This is a genomic window from Candidatus Binatia bacterium, assembly GCA_036563615.1.
In the GTDB taxonomy this organism is placed as follows: domain Bacteria; phylum Desulfobacterota; class Binatia; order UBA12015; family UBA12015; genus DATCMB01.
Genome location: DATCMB010000023.1, coordinates 258,426 through 277,131, shown reverse-complemented (window position 1 = coordinate 277,131; position 18,706 = coordinate 258,426). Strand labels below are relative to the sequence as shown.

At 70.9% G+C, this 18,706-nt stretch carries 13 protein-coding genes; 8 read left to right on the top strand and 5 right to left on the bottom strand.

Annotated features, from left to right (window positions below):
- The first annotated feature begins 2 nt into the window (after nt 1–2).
- The 4 genes from VIS07_22415 (at nt 3) to VIS07_22400 (ending at nt 4,615) form a co-directional block, all read left to right on the top strand.
- Entirely contained in the window at nt 3–1,043 is a 1,041-nt protein-coding gene (locus VIS07_22415) for a lysophospholipid acyltransferase family protein (protein ID HEY8518276.1), read from the top strand.
- A complete protein-coding gene (locus tag VIS07_22410; GenBank protein ID HEY8518275.1) occupies nt 1,043–2,038 on the top strand; it encodes a patatin-like phospholipase family protein in 996 nt (331 codons plus the stop codon). The genes VIS07_22415 and VIS07_22410 overlap by 1 nt, the downstream gene beginning before the upstream one ends.
- A complete protein-coding gene (locus tag VIS07_22405; GenBank protein HEY8518274.1) occupies nt 2,019–3,614 on the top strand; it encodes a glycosyltransferase family 39 protein in 1,596 nt (531 codons plus the stop codon). Before VIS07_22410 ends, VIS07_22405 begins: the two co-directional genes overlap by 20 nt.
- A 158-nt stretch (nt 3,615–3,772) precedes the next feature.
- Complete coding sequence (locus VIS07_22400) at nt 3,773–4,615, top strand: thioredoxin domain-containing protein (GenBank protein HEY8518273.1); 843 nt, start codon at nt 3,773–3,775, stop codon at nt 4,613–4,615.
- Between the two features lie 66 nt (nt 4,616–4,681).
- Here VIS07_22400 and VIS07_22395 read toward each other — a convergent pair whose 3' ends face one another.
- The 3 genes from VIS07_22395 to VIS07_22385 form a co-directional block, all read right to left on the bottom strand.
- The gene (locus VIS07_22395; protein HEY8518272.1) at nt 4,682–6,886 is read right to left on the bottom strand and encodes a diguanylate cyclase; all 2,205 of its coding nucleotides are present in this window, start codon (nt 6,884–6,886) and stop codon (nt 4,682–4,684) included.
- A gap of 83 nt (nt 6,887–6,969) precedes the next feature.
- The gene (gene lpdA, locus VIS07_22390) at nt 6,970–8,373 is read right to left on the bottom strand and encodes a dihydrolipoyl dehydrogenase (GenBank protein ID HEY8518271.1); all 1,404 of its coding nucleotides are present in this window, start codon (nt 8,371–8,373) and stop codon (nt 6,970–6,972) included.
- 97 nt (nt 8,374–8,470) lie between these two features.
- Entirely contained in the window at nt 8,471–8,797 is a 327-nt protein-coding gene (locus VIS07_22385) for a hypothetical protein (protein HEY8518270.1), read from the bottom strand.
- A gap of 299 nt (nt 8,798–9,096) precedes the next feature.
- Between VIS07_22385 and VIS07_22380 the strand changes: the two genes are divergently transcribed.
- From VIS07_22380 to VIS07_22370, 3 genes are all read left to right on the top strand, one after another.
- Nucleotides 9,097–9,867 (top strand): glutathione S-transferase family protein, encoded by a 771-nt coding sequence (locus VIS07_22380; protein ID HEY8518269.1) that lies wholly within the window; start codon nt 9,097–9,099, stop codon nt 9,865–9,867.
- A 136-nt stretch (nt 9,868–10,003) separates the two neighbouring features.
- On the top strand, nt 10,004–11,929 hold the full coding sequence (locus VIS07_22375) for a cobalamin-dependent protein (protein HEY8518268.1): 1,926 nt from the start codon (nt 10,004–10,006) through the stop codon (nt 11,927–11,929).
- A gap of 67 nt (nt 11,930–11,996) precedes the next feature.
- Entirely contained in the window at nt 11,997–14,783 is a 2,787-nt protein-coding gene (locus VIS07_22370; GenBank protein HEY8518267.1) for an MMPL family transporter, read from the top strand.
- 12 nt (nt 14,784–14,795) lie between these two features.
- Here VIS07_22370 and VIS07_22365 read toward each other — a convergent pair whose 3' ends face one another.
- Nucleotides 14,796–15,626, bottom strand: a complete 831-nt coding sequence (locus VIS07_22365) for a TIM barrel protein (protein ID HEY8518266.1) — start codon at nt 15,624–15,626, stop codon at nt 14,796–14,798.
- A gap of 192 nt (nt 15,627–15,818) precedes the next feature.
- Here VIS07_22365 and VIS07_22360 point away from each other — a divergent pair, with 192 nt between their 5' ends.
- Nucleotides 15,819–17,633: a PQQ-dependent sugar dehydrogenase gene (locus VIS07_22360; GenBank protein HEY8518265.1), complete on the top strand. Its 1,815-nt coding sequence runs from the start codon at nt 15,819–15,821 to the stop codon at nt 17,631–17,633.
- A gap of 232 nt (nt 17,634–17,865) precedes the next feature.
- On the opposite strand, the gene VIS07_22355 is transcribed toward VIS07_22360, so the two are convergent.
- Nucleotides 17,866–18,525, bottom strand: a complete 660-nt coding sequence (locus tag VIS07_22355; GenBank protein ID HEY8518264.1) for a hypothetical protein — start codon at nt 18,523–18,525, stop codon at nt 17,866–17,868.
- Nucleotides 18,526–18,706: the final 181 nt, after the last annotated feature.

The window sequence follows — 18,706 nt, the reverse complement described above, 5'->3', positions numbered from 1 at the left end:
ACGTGGCAAAGCCCGGGAGCGAGTCGAGAAAGAACCAGCGCAACGGCGCGACGACGGTGCCGCGCAGGCGTCCGCGCACCGTGCCGATCGCACGCCGGCGTCCGGAGCCCGTGCCGGTCCCCGAGCCCGTGCCCGCGATCGGACGGCTCGACGAGCCCGAGCGCGAGACGTCGCTGCTCGACGTCCTCGGCGACGCGCTCTCGGGGCTCGCCGCCGGCACGTTCGACGGCCTCGCGCCGCGCGTCCTGCGCGAGCTCGAAGAGGAGGTGCGCGAGAAGATCGCGCGCGCCCCGATGGACTTGAACTCCTACGGCTACGATCCGTGGGGCTTCAACACGGACGTCGCGCGGCGCGCGCTGTTCGTGAGCGCGCTGTTCTACCGCTACTACTTCCGCGTCCAGACGTACGGCATCGAGAACCTGCCGGAAGGTCGCGTGCTGGTGATCGGCAACCACGCCGGACAGATCGCGATCGACGGTGCGATGATCGGCACCGCCGCGGTGCTCGAAGGCGAGCCGCCGCGCATCCTGCGCGCGATGGGCGAGTACTGGCTGCCGACGCTGCCGCTGTTCAACGTCCTGATGGTGCGCGTCGGCAGCGTCGTCGGGACGCCGAAGAACGCGATCGACCTGCTCGAGCACGGCGAGGCGGTGATGGCCTTCCCGGAAGGCGTGCGCGGCATGAACAAGAGCTTCAGCGAGCGCTACAAGCTCAAGGAGTTCGGCTACGGGTTCATGCGGCTCGCGCTGCAGACCAACACGCCGATCGTGCCGGTCGCGGTGGTGGGCTCGGAGGAGCAGGCGCCGTCGTTCGGCAACTTCAAGCCGCTCGCGCGGCTGCTCGGCATGCCGGCGTTCCCGCTGGTGATCACGCCGTTCCCGTTCCCGGTGCGCTACCACATCTACTTCGGCGAGCCGATGGAGTTCCGCGGCAACCCGAACGACGAGGACCAGGTGATCGGCGCCAAGGTCGAGCAGGTGAAGGCGCGCATCCGCTCGATGATCGAGGCCGGGCTCCGCAGGCGGAGGAGCATCTTCTTCTGATGGCGAGACGCAAGCGAGTTTTCATCCTCGGCGGCGGAGCCGCGCTCGGCGCGCATCAGGTCGGCGCGCTCAAGTACCTCGAGGAGCAGGGCATCAAGCCCGACGTGATCGTCGCGAGCTCGATCGGCGTGATCAACGCGTCGGTCTACGCGACCGGCGGCGTGCCGGCGCTCGAGGAGGCGTGGAGCACCTTCCGCTCCCTGCCGCTGATCGTGACGCCGAGCCTGCGCCACAACCCGGTCTTCGGCCACTCGCTGTTCTCCGCCGACCGCCTGCAGCGCGCGATCGAGGAGCACGTCGACTTCCCGAAGATCTTCGACTCGCACCTGGGCCTCGAGTTCATCTTGCTGAACCTGTCGCGCGGGCTCGGCGAGATGCACGGCAAGGACGACTGCGCGGACTGGCGCGAGCTGCGCACGGTGATGCGCGCGGGCTACGCGATCCCGTTCCTGTTCCCGCCGGTGCGCTTCCGCGGCGAGTGGTACGCGGACGGCGGCTTCGCGTGGAACGTGCCGCTCGACTACGCGCTGTCGCTCAAGCCGAGCGAGATCTACGTGCTCGCGCCGATCGCGAGCGAGCTGCCGTACAAGGCGCGCTTCCACTCGTTCTACGACTTCGCGTGGCGCGTCGCCGACGTGCTTTGGCGCACGATCGGCAACATGGGCTACATCTACGCGCCGATCGTCGACGGCAAGGTGAACGGCGTGCCGGTCACCGTGATCGAGCCGGGCGAGCAGTGGAGCGGCTTCGGCCCGCTCGCCGTCTTCCAGGCCTACCCGCGCAAGAACCGCAACCTGATGGAGGCCGGCTACCGCGACGCGAAGCGCACGATCGCGCTGCGACGTCGCGCCGAGGAGCGCGCGCGCTCGCGCACCGGGCGCAAGACCGAGCCCGCCACGACCGAGGCCGAGGTGCCGCCGAACGCGCTCCCCGAGCCCCCCATCGCCGTGCCGACGTCGGCGAAGATCGTCTCGATTGGGCGGCGCCACCGGTAGCGAAACCGTCCCGCGGCTGATCCTCGCCGCGATCGTCGTGCTCGCGCTGTGGAGCCACCTGTGGGGCATCCGCGGCGACCTGCCCTGGGCCTACGCCAGCGACGAGGGGCGCTTCGCCGTGATCGCGATCCGCATGGCGACCCAAGGCGACCCGAACCCACACTGGTTCGGACACCCGGGCTCGACGCTGCTCTACCCGCTCGCGCTGCTCTTCCACGTCGGCAACGCGCTCGAGGCAGGTCTGCCGCTGCTGCAGGTCGACCCCGGGCTCGCCGCGCGCGTCGGCGGCAACCCGGGCAAGTACTTCCTGCTCGGACGGCTGATCTCGGTGTTCTACGCGGTCGCGTCGCTGCCGCTGCTCTACGCGGTCGCGAGCCGGACGTTCGACGCGACGACCGCGGTGGTCGCGACCTGGCTCGCGCTGCTCTCGCCGCTCGCGCTCGAGCTCGCGCAGATGATGCGCACCGACTCCGCGGGCGTGTTCTTCGGTCTGCTCGCCCTGTGGCTCGTGCTGCGCGTGCTCGACCGTCCGGATCGCGTCGCGCACGCGCTCGCCGGGCTCGCGATCGGCGCCGCGATCGGCACGCGCTACTTCCTCGCGACCCTGGTTCCGGTGCTGCTGTGCGCCGACGTCGTGCTGCTCGCACGCCTGCGCGGACGGCGCGAGGAGCAGCGTCGGCTGCTCGGCGCGACGGTCGTCGGCCTCGTCTGCGTGGGAGTCGGCTTCGCGCTCACCACGCCGTACTTCGTTCTGCACTTCGACGCGGTGTGGGCGAACCTCGGACACGAGATGCGCGAGGAGCACCTCGGCGCGGACGGGCTCGGGTTTGCGGGCAACCTCGTCTGGTACTTGACGGACGCGCTGCCGGCGAGCATGCCCGCCGTCTGGCTCGTCGCGGCGGCGGCAGGCGCCGCGCTCGCCGCGTGGCGGCGCAACGTTGCGGCCGTGCTCGTGCTGCTCTCGATCGTGACGTTCCTCGTCGCGATCTCGACCGCGAGCCTGCACTGGCAGCGCTGGCTCGTGCAGATCGTGCCGCTGCTCGCGGCGTTCGCCGCGAGCGCGCTGGTGGCGCTCGCGCGCGCGCTCGCGGCGCTGCTTCCGAGCGCACGCCGCCTCGAGGTCGCGCTCGTCGTCCTGCTGACGGTCGTCGTCTCGGCGCAGCCTGCGCTGGCCTACTTCCGCTTCAGCGCGCAGCAGGCGATCCCGAGCACGCGGATCGTCGCGCGCGAGTGGATCGAGGCCAACCTGCCGCCCGGCAGCACGATCGCCGCCGACCTCTACACCGCGCCTCTGCACGACACGCAGCTGCACGCGGACTACCACTTCTCGCTCGCCGCCGACGGCGACCTCGAGGACTACCGCAAGGCCGGCTACGACTACGTGATGATCAGCGACGCGATCTACCGCCGCTACCTGCGCGAGCGGCGGCGCTACCCGCGCGAGGTCGCGTTCTACGAGACGCTGCTGAAGAACGGTCGCCTGGTGAAGCGCTTCACGCCGCACGAGGTCGGGCGCGGGCCGACGATCAGCCTGTACGCGCTCCGCGAGAGCCCCGTGCCGCAAGACACGCGCTGAGACGCGCGCCGCTCAGGCGCGCCCCTCCGCGCAGCCCGCGCGTGAGCACCGAAGCCGACGCCCGGCTCTCCTCCCCGCCTCCGCAGCGTCCGCCGCGAGGTTTGATGGCTCCGGACGCGTGTGCGATTCTCGCACTTCCCGCTCCACGGAGGCTCACCGTGCTTCGCTCGTTCCCACGCACACGCTCCCTGCTCCTGGTCTGCACGCTCGCGCTGGTCGCCGGCTGCTCCGGCGATTCCAGCGACGAGATCGAGGCGCTTCGCCGCGAGCTCGCCGAGCTGCGCAGCGCTCAGGAAGCGCTCGTCCAGCGCCTCGCCGACCTCGAGAAGCGTCAGGCGACGCAGCCGCCCGCCGCGCGGCAAGCGCCGCGTCGCAAGCTCGCGACCGCGCCGGCGCAAGACGCCGCGAAAGCCGCTCCGCAGGGCGCTGCGCAAGCCGCCGCGCAGGACACGAAGCAGGACGACGCGGCCGACATCCCGATCGGAGCGTCGCCGACGCTCGGCAACGAGAACGCGCCCGTCACCGTGGTCGAGTTCGCCGACTTCCAGTGCCCGTACTGCAAGTCCGTCGCCGCCTTTCCGAAGGAGCTCGTCGCCGCGTTCCCCGACCAGGTGCGCTTCGTCTTCAAGCACTACCCGCTCGGCTTCCACGCCGACGCGTGGGGCGCTGCGACCGCTGCCTGGGCAGCGCACCAGCAGGGCAAGTTCTGGGAGATGTACGAGCTGATCTACGCCGGCGACACGACGACCATTCCGGAGGAGACCCTGCGCAGCTATGCGGAGCAGCTCGGGCTCGACATGGAGCGCTTCGATCGCGATCGCGCCGCGCCGCAGGCGAGCCGGTCCGTCGCCTGGGACAAGAAGATCGCGCGCAAGAACAAAGTCGGCGGCACGCCGACCTATTTCGTGAACGGACGGCGGGTCATCGGACCGGACACCGCGAAGCTGCGCGCGCTCGTCGAGGAGGAGCTCGCGAAGCAGCGGCAGCCGGCGGCGGGGTGAGCCGGCGTCACGTCGGCTGAGCCGCCGTCACGCGGGCCGAGCGCGATCACGCCGGCCGAGTCGCCTTCACGCCGGCTGCGTCGCCGTGTCGCCGTCCGTGGTCGCGGCCAAGAGCGACGCCTGCAGGCGCGCGGCTTCGTCCTTCTCGAGCAGGCCGAGCAGCGCCTCGACGACCACCGGGTCGAACTGCGTCCCGGCGCACTGGCGCAGCTCCTGGACCGCCTCCTCGTGCGTGATCGCGGCGCGGTACGGCCGGTTGCTGCGCATCGCGTGGTACGCGTCGGCGACGGCGACGATCCGCGCCGCGAGCGGGATCGCGTCGCCGGCGATCCCGTCTGGATAGCCGTTGCCGTCGAAGAACTCCTGCGACGCGCGCACCGCCGGCGCGAGGTGACGCAGCGCTGGCAGGCTCGCGATCAGCTCGGCGCCCATCTCCGCGTGCAGGTTCATGAGCGCACGCTCCGCCTCGTCGAGCGGGCCTGGCTTGAGCAGGATGTTGATCGGCGTGTGCAGCTTGCCGATGTCGTGCAAGAGCCCCGTCTGTCCGGCGAGGCGGACCTGCTCGGCGTCGCAGCCCAGCTTGCGCGCGATGCGCGTCGCCAGCGCGCCGACCGCCAGCGAGTGCCGCGCGGTGTCGGGGTCGCGCACGTGCAGCGCCGCCATCAGCGTCCGCAGCACGATGCTCTCCTCGCGCCGACGGCTCTTCGTGTCGGACGCGGGCTTCGCGCTGCGTCCGAAGATCTCGATGCGATTGCGGCCGGCGCGCTTGCCGCGCAGCATCGCGGAGTCCGCGCGCGCGAGCAGCTCGGCGGGACGTACGCCGTCCTCGGGCGAGGTCGCGCCGCCGATCGTCACGGTGAGCTCGTTGCCCGGCGGCAGCGCGTCGTTCGCGATGCGCAGCAGCGCGTCCTGCAAGCGCGCCGCGACCACCGCCGAGCCGGCGCGGTCGGTGTCCGGCAGGATGACGACGAACTCGTCGCCGCCGAAGCGCGCGACCACGTCGACGCTGCGCAGCTGGGCCGCGAGCGCCTCCGCCGCCGAGCGCAGCAGGCGATCGCCGACCTCGTGCCCGAAGGTGTCGTTGAACCACTTGAAGCGGTCGATGTCGATGAACAGCACGCTCGTCGAGGTGCCGATCTCGCGCGCGCGACGCAGCTCGTCGGCGAGACGCGTCTCGAGGAAGCGGCGGTTGTAGACGCCGGTGAGCGGATCGGTGAGCGCCTCGCTGCGCGCGTGCTCGAGACGGATCGCCGAGTCGAGCGCCAGCGCCACCTCGGCGCAGAAGAAGCCGGCGAGGCTCTCCGACGGCCGGTCCGCGGCGGTGAAGCACATCGACAGCACGCCGATGCGATCGGTGCCGACGGTGAGCGGGAAGTGCAGCTCGATCTCCTCGCCGTTGTCGGGCGTGCTCTCGATGGTCAGCCACTCGCGCCAGGCGCGCGCCGGTGGCTCCGCGCCGTCGAGCGCGAAGCCGTCTCCGCGGTGGCCCTCTGCGGGCAGCGCCGCGAGGCGCACGAGGTGACCGTCCTCCGGTACCCACAGCTCGGCGCACCGCGCACGGAGCGCCTTCTGCGCGAGCGCCACGATCGACTGCGCGAGCTCGCGCGGGTTCTCGCCCTCGCTCATCGCCTGGTGGAGGCGGAAGAGCGCCGAGACCAGGCGGCGGTGGCTCGCGAGCGAGCGCCGCGTCGCGCGCCGCTCGGCGAGCAAGCTCCGCAGCAGCTGCGACACCGGCATGCTCTCGAGGTCGCTCGGCGTGAGATCGCCGTTGAGACCCGATGCGGGAGCGAGCTCGGCCTCGAGCGCGGTCTCGAGCGGATCGGTCGCGTCGTCGTCCGCCGCGTCGTCGACCTCGGGACGCTCGAGCGCGAGCCGCACCTGGTTCAGCACGTCGCGCGCGTGGAACGGCTTCACGACGAAGCCCGCGGCACCCATCGCCAGGCACTGGATGCGGGTCGCCGCGTCCGAGCGTCCGGTGACGAAGATCACCGGGATGTCGGCGAGCATCGGATCGAGCCGCATGCGGCGCAGGATCTCGGGCCCGTTCTGCCCCGGCATCATGATGTCGAGCAGGACGAGCGAGACGTCGGGGGACAGCACTTGCCATGCGCTGTCGCCGTCCGGCGCCACCAGGCACTCGTAGCCGGCGCGCTCGAGGACGCTGCGCAGCAGGAAGGTGATGACCGGGTCGTCATCGATGATGAGCAACTTGGCGCTCGGCTTCGCCGCCGTCTCCGTCCCGCCCTGCGGGCTCGCGCTCATGCTTCCCATGGCGACACCGACCCCATCTCTCGATGGCTATCGGCCGCCGGGCGGGAAAACTGGAGCGTGGCGGGAAACGCCGCGCGCGCCGCTCAGACGTGCAGCACGCGCCCGTACGCCGCGAGCACCGACTCGTGCATCGCCTCGGACAGCGTCGGGTGCGCGAAGATCGTCCGGATGAGCTCGTGCTCGGTGGTCTCGAGACCGCGCGCGACGACGTAGCCCTGGATGAGCTCCGTCACCTCCGGGCCGAGCATGTGCGCGCCGAGCAGCTCGCCGGTTCGCGCGTCGAAGATTGTCTTGACGATGCCCTCGGTCTCGCCGAGCGCGATCGCCTTGCCGTTGCCGAGCCACGGGAAGCGTCCGACCCGTATCTCTCGACCTTCCGCGCGCGCCGCCGCCTCGGTGAGGCCGACGCTCGCGATCTGCGGCAAGCTGTACGTGCAACCCGGGATCAGCGTCGTGTCGAGCGGCTCGACGGGCTCGCCCGCGATGTGCTCGACGCAGATCACGCCCTCGTGCATCGCCTTGTGCGCGAGCCACGGCGGACCGACCAGGTCGCCGATCGCGTAGATCCCGGGCTCGCCGGTCTGCAGCCACTGGTCGACGACGACGTGCCCCTTGTCGACCACGATGCCGGTGCCCTCGAGGCCGATGTTCTCGACGTTGCCGGTGATGCCGATGGCGAGGATCGCACGGTCCGCGCTCACGCGCGTCGTCTTGCCGTCGGAGAGCGTGATCTCCGCCGAGACGCCGTCACCGGAGGCGTCGAGCGGTCCGACCTTCGCGCCGGTGTGGATCTTCATGCCCTGCTTCTCGAAGATGCGGCGCGCGAGCGTCGAGATCTCCTCGTCCTCCGCGGGCAGGATGCGCGGCAGCACCTCGACCACCGTCACCTCGGAGCCGAGCTGGCGATAGAAGCTCGCGAGCTCGATCCCGATCGCGCCCGAGCCGACGACCAGCAGCGACGCCGGCAGATCCTCCGGGACGATCGCTTCCTTGTAGGTCCAGATGCGCTTGCCGTCGGGCTCGAGGCCGGGCAGCGTGCGCGGGCGCGCGCCGGTCGCGAGGATGACGTGGCGCGCGCCGAGCTCGAAGTCGCGCTCGCCGGGCTTCGCGACCCGCACCAGACCCGGCGCGGCGAGCGCGCCGCTGCCGTCGTAGACGCGGATCTTGTGCTTCTTCATGAGCCCCGCGACACCGCGCGACAGGCGGTCCGCGACGCGTCTCGAGCGCGCGACGACGCGCTTCATGTCGAGCTTCCAGCTCGGGACGTCGAAGCCGAAGTCCTTCGCCTGATCGCGCAGCACGTGCGCGATCTCGGCGGCGCGCAGCAGCGCCTTGGTCGGGATGCAGCCCCAGTTGAGGCAGATGCCGCCCAGGTGCTCGCGCTCGACGACCGCGGTCGCGAAGCCGAGCTGGGAGGCGCGGATCGCCGCGACGTAGCCGCCCGGGCCGCCGCCGATGACGAGGACGTCGAACGATGCGTCGGGCATGTCCTTCGATCCTCGACGATCCCCACAGCCACCGCAAGACGCGCAGCCGCGATGCGTGGCGCGGACGCGTGCAGCGCCCGCGCTGCGGATCGACGGCTCACGTCGCGATCGCCTGCCGACGCAGCTCGCGCCGGCGTCCGTCCTCGAGCGTCGCGACCATCAAGCTCGTCTCGAGCATCTCCTCGCCGACCACGATCAGCGCGAGCCCCGCGAGCCAGCCGAGCTGCGCGAGCCACGCCGCGGCGAAGGTCGTCACGCAGATCCCGAGGATGACGACGCGCAGGGCGCGCGCGACCCGCAGCGCGCGCTCGGGGTCGCGGCCCTGCGTCCGCACGCGGAGGAACGTGCGCCAGCCGCGCACGACGAGCACGGCGCCGACGCAGCCGAGCACCGTCGCCGGATAGAGGCGCCACGAGAGTTCCATCAACGCTTCCACGAGACGCTCCTTCTTCCGTCGCTTGACGCAGCAAGCGCGGGGCCACGCGGCGCGAGCGCGCGACCACGCGCAAGCGCCGCGACACCGCACGGACGGCTCTCGCGCGGCGTGCGCGCGCGCCCGTTGCTTCACCGCCACGCGCGTTGCAAGGCTGCAGCAGGTGCGGCACGCGACGAGCGTCGCCGCACACGAGACGACGCGGCCCACCGACGCGGCACGAAGCTCGCTGCGAGCACTCCGGCGGACACGTCAGCGCCCGAGCACGGGGTCAATCAGAAGGAGCCGACATGGAGCTGTTCGACAACATCATGAGCCCGTACGCGTTCAAGGTGCGGCTCGCGCTCTACGAGAAGGGCATCAAGTTCGACAAGCACGAGATCCGCACGCACGCCGATCGCGAGCGGCTGCTCGAGATCAACCCGCGCGGCGAGGTGCCCGCGCTGTGCGACGGCGACGCCGTGCTCTACGACTCGGCGGTGATCTGCGAGTACCTCGACGACCGCATCCCGCCGTCGCTGCTGCCCGACGATCCGGCGGCGCGCGCACGCGTCCGGCTGCTCGAGAAGTTCGCCGACGGACCGCTCGACGGCGCGGTGCTCGTCCTCGGGGTGATGAAGGCGTTCCGCCCCGACCTCGTGCAGAGCCACCCCGAGGCGGCGCGCACGGCCAGCGAGGTCCTGCAGCGCTGCCACGCGCAGCTCGAGCACGAGCTCGGGGCCAACGAATACCTCGCCGGCGCGACGCTGACCCGGGCCGACATCGCGGTCGTCCCGCACCTGATCATGGCCGAGCTCGTCGGCGACGGCATCGACGGGGCGAAGCACCCGCGCCTCGCCGCCTGGCTCGGGCGGATGCGCGAGCGCGGCAGCGTCCAGCGCGCCACCCACGAGGCGCTGGAAGCGTTCCGCGAGTGGCAGTCGGATCCCGATCCGCTGTTCTCGACCAAGCGTCTGCACTGGCGGAGCGACCGGATCGAGGCCGCGCTGCGGGTCGGCCTCGGGCCGTGGCTGGTCGAGGAGCTCGCGGCGGACCGCGCCTTCCTGCCGCCGGTGCCCTGAGCGGCGGCCGCCGCGTCGGCGGCGCGGAGCCTTGCGTCGCCGCGCGGCCGGCCGCCCCGGACGAGACGCCGACTCGTCGGGCAAAATCGCCCCGCGCGGTTGCGGCTCGGCCCCTCGCATGGCACGCCCGACCTCCATGCGCCGTCCCGTCTACCTCTTCAGCCTCGACACCGAGCAGTTCTTCGGGCCGCCGATGACCACCGGCGGGCTCAAGGCCTACTTCCGAGCGCACGGCGCCACGGCCGCCCACACCGACGTCGAGCTCGTGCACTTCCGCGACGCGACCGACGTGCCGCGCTGGCTCGACACCGAGTGGCCGCAGCGCGTCCTGCCGCGGGTGCGCGAGGCGCTCGAGGCGGGCGTCGAGCCGGTGATCGGGCTCAGCTGCTACACGTGGAACGTCGCCGAGTTCCTGACCCTCGCCCGCCGCGTCAAGCAAGACGCGCCGCAGACGCTGGTGGTCGCCGGCGGACCGCACGTGCAGCGCGCCGAGGACTTCCTGTTCGAGGACGGCATCGATCTCATCGTGCTCGGCGAGGGCGAGAAGACGTTCACCGAGATCCTCGACGCACCGGGACGCGAAGCGTGGCCGAGCATCGCGGGCTGCGCGTTCCTCGACGCGGACGGCAAGCCGCGCCGCACCCCGGATCGGCCGCGCACGACGTGCCTCGACGAGCTGCCGAGCGCGCTCGACGTGATCCAGCTCCGCGACGAGGACGGCAAGCCGCTCTACGCGCACGTCGCCTACGAGACCAGCCGCGGCTGTCCGTACCGCTGCTCGTTCTGCGAGTGGGGCACGGGCGCGATCGGCACCAAGATGTTCCAGTTCTCGCTGCCGCGCATCCGCAGCGACCTCGAGCGCATGGTCGCGGGCGGCATCCAGGACATCTGGCTCTGCGACTCGAACTTCGGCGCGCTGCGCGAAGACCTCGAGAAGGCCAAGATGATCGTCGAGCTGCGTCAGCGCACGGGGCTGCCGCAGACCTTCGCGACCTCCTGGTCGAAGAACCACAACGCGCGCGTGCGCGAGATCGTGCGCCTGATGCACGCCAACGGCCTTCTGCCGCACTACAACTTCGCGCTGCAGACGCTGACGCCGCGCGCGCTCGAGCTCAGCCACCGCACCAACATGCGCGCCAACGACTACGAGCCGGTCGTCAAGGAGCTCGCGGCGGAGGGCGTGCCGATCTGCGCCGAGCTGATCTGGGGCTTGCCCGGCGACACGCTGCAGGAGTTCGAGGCGAACCTCGACCACCTGCTGACGATCTTCCCGAACGTCAACATCTTCGGCTACACGCTGCTGCCCGGCACCGAGTTCTACGAGCGCCGCGAGGAATACCAGCTCAAGACGCTGCCGGTCGCGGGCTACGGCAAGGCCAAGGGCGAGTATGTCGTCGGCTGCCACACCTTCACGGTGGACGAGGGCTGCGAGGGCTACTTCCTGATCACGGCGTACATCATGCTCGCGCGCGGGCAGATGATGCCGATCACCGCGCGCTTCACGGCGTTCGCCGGTGGCGTGTCGACGACGGGGCTGCTGCGTGCGGTGCTGCGCGAGCTGTTGTGCGAGCTCGGCTTCAGCCTCGATGCGAACGGCGAGGTCGATCGCATGGCGGCGTACGAGAGCCGCGCCGACCTCTACATCGATCTGCTGTCGAACCGCGAGCGCGCCTACCGCGTGATCCGCGCAGCGACCGCGAAGTGGTTCGTCGACGCAGGACGCGGCGATCTCGTCGGGCAGGCGATGAAGCTGCTCGAGCTCGACGAGGCGCTGTGCCCGCGCGTCGGACCGACGCGCACCATCCGCCGTCGCTTCTCGTATCCGGCGCACCTCGTCGCCGAGCGTCTCGGCGGCATGAACCCGGTCGACGAGGAGCTGCTCGCGCGCGAGGAGCCCGTCGAGCTCGAAATTCACCACCCGGCGCGCGTCGGCGAGGTGCTGCGCGATCCGGACGGCGGTCTGTGGATGCGCGGACGCATCGTCGCGGCGCGGCCGCTCGCGCCGCGCGAGGAGCTCGCGTCGAGCGCGTCCGACGCGTCTTCGGAGCCAGCAGCGGTTTGACAGCCAGCCAGGCTCGATAGAAGAACCGCTTCCGGGAAATCTTGTCGGAATTCACCCGGAGCGGGTCATGGAGCGGGTCTATCGCGCAATCGTCGAGTGGCCGAAGGCGGTGCTGCTGGTCGTCGCCGCGGCCACGGTATTTTTCGCCTGGCACGCGCGCGAGACCCGGCTCGACGCCTCCGTCGAGACCCTGCTCGCCGAGGGTGACGCCGACAAGGCGTACTACGACGAGATCCGCCGCCTCTTCGGCAGCGACGAGATCGGCGTCGTCGGCGTCATCACCGACGACGTCTACCGGCCGGAGACGCTCGAGAAGATCCGCCGCCTGACCGACGAGATCGCGGCCATCGACGGCGTCGCCGAGGTCGTGAGCTTGACGAACGCCGTCGACCCGGTTGCCGACGTTCTCGACCCGCCGCCGCTCATCGAGACGATCCCGCGCTCGCCCGCAGAGATCGCCGAGCTCAAGGCGAAGCTCGCCGAGCGTCCGATCTACCTGAAGAACCTCGTCTCCCCCGACGGCCGCGCGGCTGCGCTCAACGTCTTCTTCGAGGAGATGAGCGACGAGGAGTTCGCGCGTCGCGGGATCGACCAAGAGATCGAGGAGATCGTCGCGCGCGCGAACGGACCGGAGCAGGTCGTCTACACCGGGCTGCCGCACTTCAAGGTCTACGCGGCGGACGCGATGTGGAAGGACCTGTCGCGCTTCGTGCCGATCGCCTTCGGCATCATCGTCGTCACCCTCGCGCTCTGCTTCCGCTCGGTGCGCGGTGTGCTGCTGCCGCTGACCGCGATCTCGGTCACGCTCGTGTGGACGCTCGGCATCATGGCGCTCGCCGACACGCCGCTCAGCCTCGGCACGCTCGCCCTGCCGCCGCTGCTGCTGGTGCTCGCCGGCGCCTACTGCCTGCACGTCCTCGCCGACTACTACGAAGCCACGTCGACCGCCGGATCGCCGCGCGAGGCCGCGCTGCACACGCTGCGCGACACCGGCATGCCGATCGTCATCACGGCGATCACGACGATCATCGGCTTCCTGTCGCTGGTCACGAACCAGATCGTCAGCATTCGACAGCTCGGCATCTACGCGGCGATCGGCGTCGCGATCGCGTTCGTGATGGCGCTGGTCGTCGTGCCGTCGATCCTCGCCTTGCTGTCCCTGCCGCGCACGGTGCGCGAGGACTACTCGCCAACGGTGAGCCGCTTCCTCGCCGGCATCGCGACCTTCAGCATCCGGCGGCGCACGACCGTGATCCTCGCGACCGCCGTGCTCTGCGCGGTGTGCTTGACGCAGATCCCGAAGATCCAGGTCGACAACAACCTGAGCTCGTTCTTCGGTCCCGACGACCCGGTGCGCAAGGCGACCGACGCGATCAACGAGAACCTGGTCGGCAGCATGGCGTTCTACGTCGCCATCGACGCCGACGCGCCCGGGACGATGAAGAAGCTCGACACGCTCGAGCGGATCCGCGCGCTGCAGAAGCACATCGACTCGCTGCCGGGCGTCGACAAGACGATCTCCTTCGTCGACTACGCGGAGCTGCTCGACCGCGGCAACCAGGCGAGCGCCGGCGCCGAGGGCGACATCATCATCGACGAGCACGGCAACGTGGTCGAGAGCGGCGCGGCCGAGGGCGGCGCGCCGGCGGGCGCGCCGACGACCTTCTGGGAGAACCCGGCGCAGCTCGACTCCGTGCTGCAGCTCGTCGCCTCGAGCCCGAAGTCGTTCCAGCGCGTCGTCAACTCCGACTTCTCGCGCACGCACATCCTGGTGCGCACGACGCTCGCGCGCTCGAGCGACATCGAGCGCCTCGTCGGCCAGATCCACCGCTTCGCCGCGCAGACCTTCCCGCCCGAGCTGCGCGCCCGCGCGACCGGCAATCTGATCCTGATGATGGAGACGACCAGCGACCTGGTCAGCGGTCAGATCGGGAGCCTCGCCATGGCGACGGTCGCGATCTTCGCGGTCATGGCGCTGATGTTCCTCTCGGCGCGGATCGGCCTGATCGCCATGGTGCCGAACTTCGTGCCGGTGATCGTCTTCTTTGGCTTGATGGGCCTCACGGGAGCGCCGCTCAACCTCGGCACGACGATCATCGCGTCGATCGTGCTCGGCATCGTCGTCGACGACACGATCCACCTGATGAGCAGGCTCTCCTCGGAGATCAAGCGCACCGCCGATCAGGAAACGGCGATGGTGCGCACGTTCTCGAGCGTCGGAAAGCCGGCGCTGTTCAACTCGCTGCTGCTCTTCTTCGGCTTCGCGAGCCTCGCGATCTCGACCTTCGTCCCGCTGCAGCAGTTCGGCGCGCTGTCGGCGATCACGATCCTCGCGGCGATCGTCACGGAGCTCGCGCTCTTCCCGGCGCTGCTCGCGACGACGCGCATCATCACGCTGTGGGACCTGCTCGGCGTCAAGCTCGGACGCGACCCGCACCGCACGATCCCGCTGTTCCAGAACCTGCGTCCGTCGCAGGCGCGGCTCGTCGCGCTGCTCGCCGGGCTCGAGACCCACGAGCGCGGCCAGCACGTCGTGCGTCAAGGCGAGGTCGGCGACCAGATGTACGTCATCATCGACGGCAAGGCCGAGGTGCGCGTGCACGTGAACGGCCAGGAGCGCATGGTGCGCGAGCTCGGACGCGGCGACGTGTTCGGCGAGATGGGGCTGATCCGCAGCCACCAGCGCACCGCCGACGTGATCGCCACCGAGCCGCTCGAGGTGCTGACGGTCAACGAGCGCGCGCTCGCCCGCGTGCAGCGTCGCTACCCGCGCACCGCGGCGCAGCTCTACCGCAACCTGGCGCGCATCCTGAGCGACCGGCTGCAGAGCGAGACCGCGCGCCCCGGCGCCTGAGCGGCGCGAAGCCTACGCGAGCCCGCGCAGCAGCGCATCGACGTGCTCGAGGCTGCGCCGCAGCGCGCTCGGATAGCCTTCCGCCTCGATGCGCGGTCCCACGATCTCGATCTCGTACGGACCGCGGTAGCCCGCCGCCTCGAGCTCGCCGACGATGCGCGCGAGCGGGATGACGCCGTCGCCCGGCACCGCGCGGTCCGGCGTCGACGTCGTCGGGACGACGAAGTCGTTCACCTGCACGATGCGGAGGAGATCGACGCCGGCGCGGATCGTGTCGCGCAGCGCGCGCTCGCCCCAGACGCTGTTCACCTCCATGCAGACGCGCAGACCGATCCGGCGAGCGACGTCGATCGTGTCGCGCAGGTTGTGCAGGAAGCCGAGGTCGAAGCGCAGGTTGTTGGTGTGCTCGACCGCGATCGTCATGCCTTCCGCGCGCGCCTCGGCGATCACCGGCTCGAGCGCGGTCGCGAGCGCGTCTGCCGCGTCCTCCCAGGTCAGCGTTCCGGCGGGGCCGCTCGTGATCACCACGCAGTCGGCGCCGAAGCGTCGGGCCCGCGCGAGCATCCGCCGCAGCGCGCTCCTGCCCTCCTCCCACTGCTCCGGACGCGCGAGCTCGAGCAGCGGACCGACCATCAGGCTGTCGACCGTCACTCCAGCGTCGCGCACGAGGCGCAGCGCCTCGTCATCGCCTGCGGCGTCCACCTTGCGCGACAGCAGCGTGACGCGCTCGACGCCGAGCTCGCGATAGAGCGCCAGGTCCTCGGCGAGCGGCAGCCGGAGCGTCGAGGCCTGGTTGACGACGATCCGCGGATGCCACCGACCGCCGCCGGTTTGCGCCGCCATGACGGCCATCTATGAACGCGGCCTCGCGCGGATCAATCCCCGGCTGCGTTTCGCATGAAGTGCATACACGCGTCACCAGGTGGCGTTGACCCGAGTCGCACACCTCCGCACGATGAGTCGCGGGGCGCGGAGCTTGCTTCGCCGCCACGCCGAACGAAACGCGGCATTACGCGCGCAGCCGTGGGGGCTCACATGCTGCTGCAGATCGCTCTGCTGTTCGTCGCATCGGCCGCTGCCGTGCTCGCGACCCCAGACCCAGCGAACGCCGTCGACCGTCCGATCGCGACGACGCGTCTGCTGCTGCGCGACCAGACGCATCCCAAGGGAGCGCGCGTCGTGTTCCGCGCCGTAAACGTGCCGGCGCTCGCGAGCGCGAACGTGCCCGATCCGCGCGTGAGCGGCGCGACGCTCGAGATCGTCGGCAACGGGCCGGGCGACGGCGCGAGCGGCATCATCCCGCTCCCGCCATCCGGATGGCAGCCGCTCGACCCGCCCGGCTCGGGCTACCGCTACGTCGATCCTGCGAAGCCGTCCGGGATCCGGCGCGTCGAGATCCGCACCACGCGGAACGTCGGGAGCTTGAGGGTCGTCGGCGTCTCGCGCGCCTGGCCGTACCGCGTCACGCAGGCGCAGGGTCCGATCAATGTTCGCTTGACGATCGGCGACGCGGCGTTCTGCGCGCGCTCGACGACCTATGCGGCCAACGGTCCGGGGCGGACGCTCGCGCGCAACGCGCCGGCGCCGCAGCTGTGCTTTGCGCGCACGGTGCGCTGCGGCAACCGCGTCGTCGAGGGCACCGAGAGCTGCGACGACGGCAACCCGAACGCAGGCGACGGCTGCACCCCGCAGTGCGTGCTCACCGATTCGCGCGGGCTCTGCGCGGGCGTGCCGCGCGCGATCGGCGACGAGATCGCGAGCGAGCTCGTCGTCGCCGGACTCGCGTCGCCGGTTTACCTCGCCGCGCCGCCGCTCGACACGCAGCGCCTGTTCATCGTCGAGCAAGAGGGCCGGGTGCGCATCGTGCGCAACGGCGCGCTGCTGCCGATCCCGTTCCTCGACATCACGGACAAGGTTTCGTTCGTCGGCGAGCGCGGCCTGTTCAGCATCGCCTTCCACCCGGACTACGCGAGCAATCGCCGCTTCTTCGTCTACTACACCGACAACCGGGGACGGCTCGTGCTCGCGCGCTACGAGGCGAGCGCGCTCGACCCGGACCGCGCGGACCCGTCGACCAGGCGCATCGTGCTGCGCATCCCGCACCCGCGCACCAACCACAACGGCGGCCAGATCGCCTTCGGAGCGGACGGCTACCTCTACATGGGCCCCGGCGACGGCGGCCAGAGCGGGGATCCGGACGAGAACGCGCAGGACCCGACGCGCATGCTCGGCAAGCTGCTGCGCATCGACGTCGACGTCGAGACGCCGCCGTATCGCGCGGTCCCGCCGACCAATCCGAACCCGCGTGCGGGGAAGAAGCGCGGCCTCGTCTGGGCGCTCGGCTTGCGCAACCCGTGGCGCTTCTCGTTCGACCGTCTGACCGGCGACCTCTACGTCGCCGACGTCGGGCAGAACGAGATCGAGGAGATCAACTTCGCTCCTGCGTCGAGCACCGGCGGCGAGAACTACGGCTGGGACATCTTCGAAGGGTCGTCGTGCTTCGAGCCGCCGAGCGCCAGCGGGTGCCCGGGGCCGAGCAGCTTCACCTTCCCGGTCGCGGAGTACACGCACGCCGCCGGCTGCTCGGTGACCGGCGGCTTCGTCTACCGGGGCTGCGCCATCCCCGAGCTGCACGGCACGTACGTCTACTCGGACTTCTGCAGCAGCTTCGTCCGAACGTTCCGCGGCGTCGCGGGCGGTGTGGCGCAGAACCCACGCGACCGCACCGTGGAGCTCACACCGACGGGCGGCCGACGGTTCAACAACATCGTGTCCTTCGGCGAGGACGCGCGCGGCGAGCTCTACCTGCTCGACCGCGACGGTGAGGTCTACCGCATCGTGCCGCGCTGACGTCGCGTGAACCGCACGCATCCACGCGCACGGAGTCCGCGCGCTCGCAGCGCAGAGAGTGCGTGGCGCAGCGCGCGCTTGCGTCGAGCGGGCACGCGCGTCAGCGCGTGCGTGGTAGCGGCGGCAGGCGCGGCGGACGCGTGCCGCGCAACCGCGAGCACGCGCGTCAGCGCGTGCGTGGTAGCGGCGGCAGGCGCGCCGGACGCGTGCCGCGCAACCGCGAGCACGCGCGTCAGCGCGTGCGTGGTAGCGGCGGCAGGCGCGCCGGACGCGTGCCGCGCAAGGTCGCGCCGAGCACCGTTTCGTACGGCAGCTCGACGCCGTCGCGCGCCGAGCGCAGCAAGAGACCGCCGCGGCTCATGTCGCCGCGTCCGACGAAGTCGCGCGGGAAGACGAGGCGCGTGCCGAACACGTCGAGCAGCACGTCACGGTACTTCGAGGTCGCGATGCTGCCGAGCAGCACGGCGACGCCGTCCTCGGCGAGCATGCGCGCGAGCGCGCGCGCGTCGCGCCGCAGCGGCTCCGTGTAGCGCGGATCGTCGGCGTCGATGTCGACCTCGCCAAACGTCCGCAGCGTGGACGCCGTCAGCACGACCGATGGATCGAGCAGACCCGCGTTCGGCGTGATGACGCGGATCGCGCAGTCGGGCTCGCTCGCGAAGCGCCGTGCATAGGTGATCTTGCCGCGAAAGTAGAGGCCGCTCGTGAAGCTGAACACCTCTGCGAGCGGCAGACCGTCGCGGTGGAACTGGCGCGCGAGCGCGAAGCTCGCGTCCGGGTTCAGCAGGTAGCCCGCGCGCACGCCGTTCACGCGCGCCGGCGACAGCAGGAACAGGCGCCGCAGCCGTCGCCCGGTCCTGCGGGACGCTCCGTTCGACGCGGGGCCGGCCATCGGCATGCCCGATAGCGGATCGCGCGCGTCGCGTGTAGTGCGTCGGCGCGTCGTGTGCAGAGCGGCGAAGCCCGGCAATCAAAGAATGTCGCAAACCAGCGTCTACCCCGTATCCTCTTGAGCGAGCTTGCGAATCCGGATAAGCGCAAACGACCGGCGGTTCTCTGAAAACGAAGCATCA

What these genes read in the sequence shown, in the direction of transcription:
- VIS07_22410 (HEY8518275.1), top strand. Translation starts at nt 1,043, where the DNA reads ATGGCGAGACGCAAGCGAGTTTTCATCCTCGGCGGCGGAGCCGCGCTC.
- VIS07_22395 (HEY8518272.1), bottom strand. Translation starts at nt 6,886, where the DNA reads ATGGGAAGCATGAGCGCGAGCCCGCAGGGCGGGACGGAGACGGCGGCG.
- lpdA (HEY8518271.1), bottom strand. Translation starts at nt 8,373, where the DNA reads ATGCCCGACGCATCGTTCGACGTCCTCGTCATCGGCGGCGGCCCGGGC.
- VIS07_22385 (HEY8518270.1), bottom strand. Translation starts at nt 8,797, where the DNA reads ATGGAACTCTCGTGGCGCCTCTATCCGGCGACGGTGCTCGGCTGCGTC.
- VIS07_22380 (HEY8518269.1), top strand. Translation starts at nt 9,097, where the DNA reads ATGGAGCTGTTCGACAACATCATGAGCCCGTACGCGTTCAAGGTGCGG.
- VIS07_22375 (HEY8518268.1), top strand. Translation starts at nt 10,004, where the DNA reads ATGCGCCGTCCCGTCTACCTCTTCAGCCTCGACACCGAGCAGTTCTTC.
- VIS07_22370 (HEY8518267.1), top strand. Translation starts at nt 11,997, where the DNA reads ATGGAGCGGGTCTATCGCGCAATCGTCGAGTGGCCGAAGGCGGTGCTG.
- VIS07_22365 (HEY8518266.1), bottom strand. Translation starts at nt 15,626, where the DNA reads ATGGCGGCGCAAACCGGCGGCGGTCGGTGGCATCCGCGGATCGTCGTC.
- VIS07_22360 (HEY8518265.1), top strand. Translation starts at nt 15,819, where the DNA reads ATGCTGCTGCAGATCGCTCTGCTGTTCGTCGCATCGGCCGCTGCCGTG.
- VIS07_22355 (HEY8518264.1), bottom strand. Translation starts at nt 18,525, where the DNA reads ATGGCCGGCCCCGCGTCGAACGGAGCGTCCCGCAGGACCGGGCGACGG.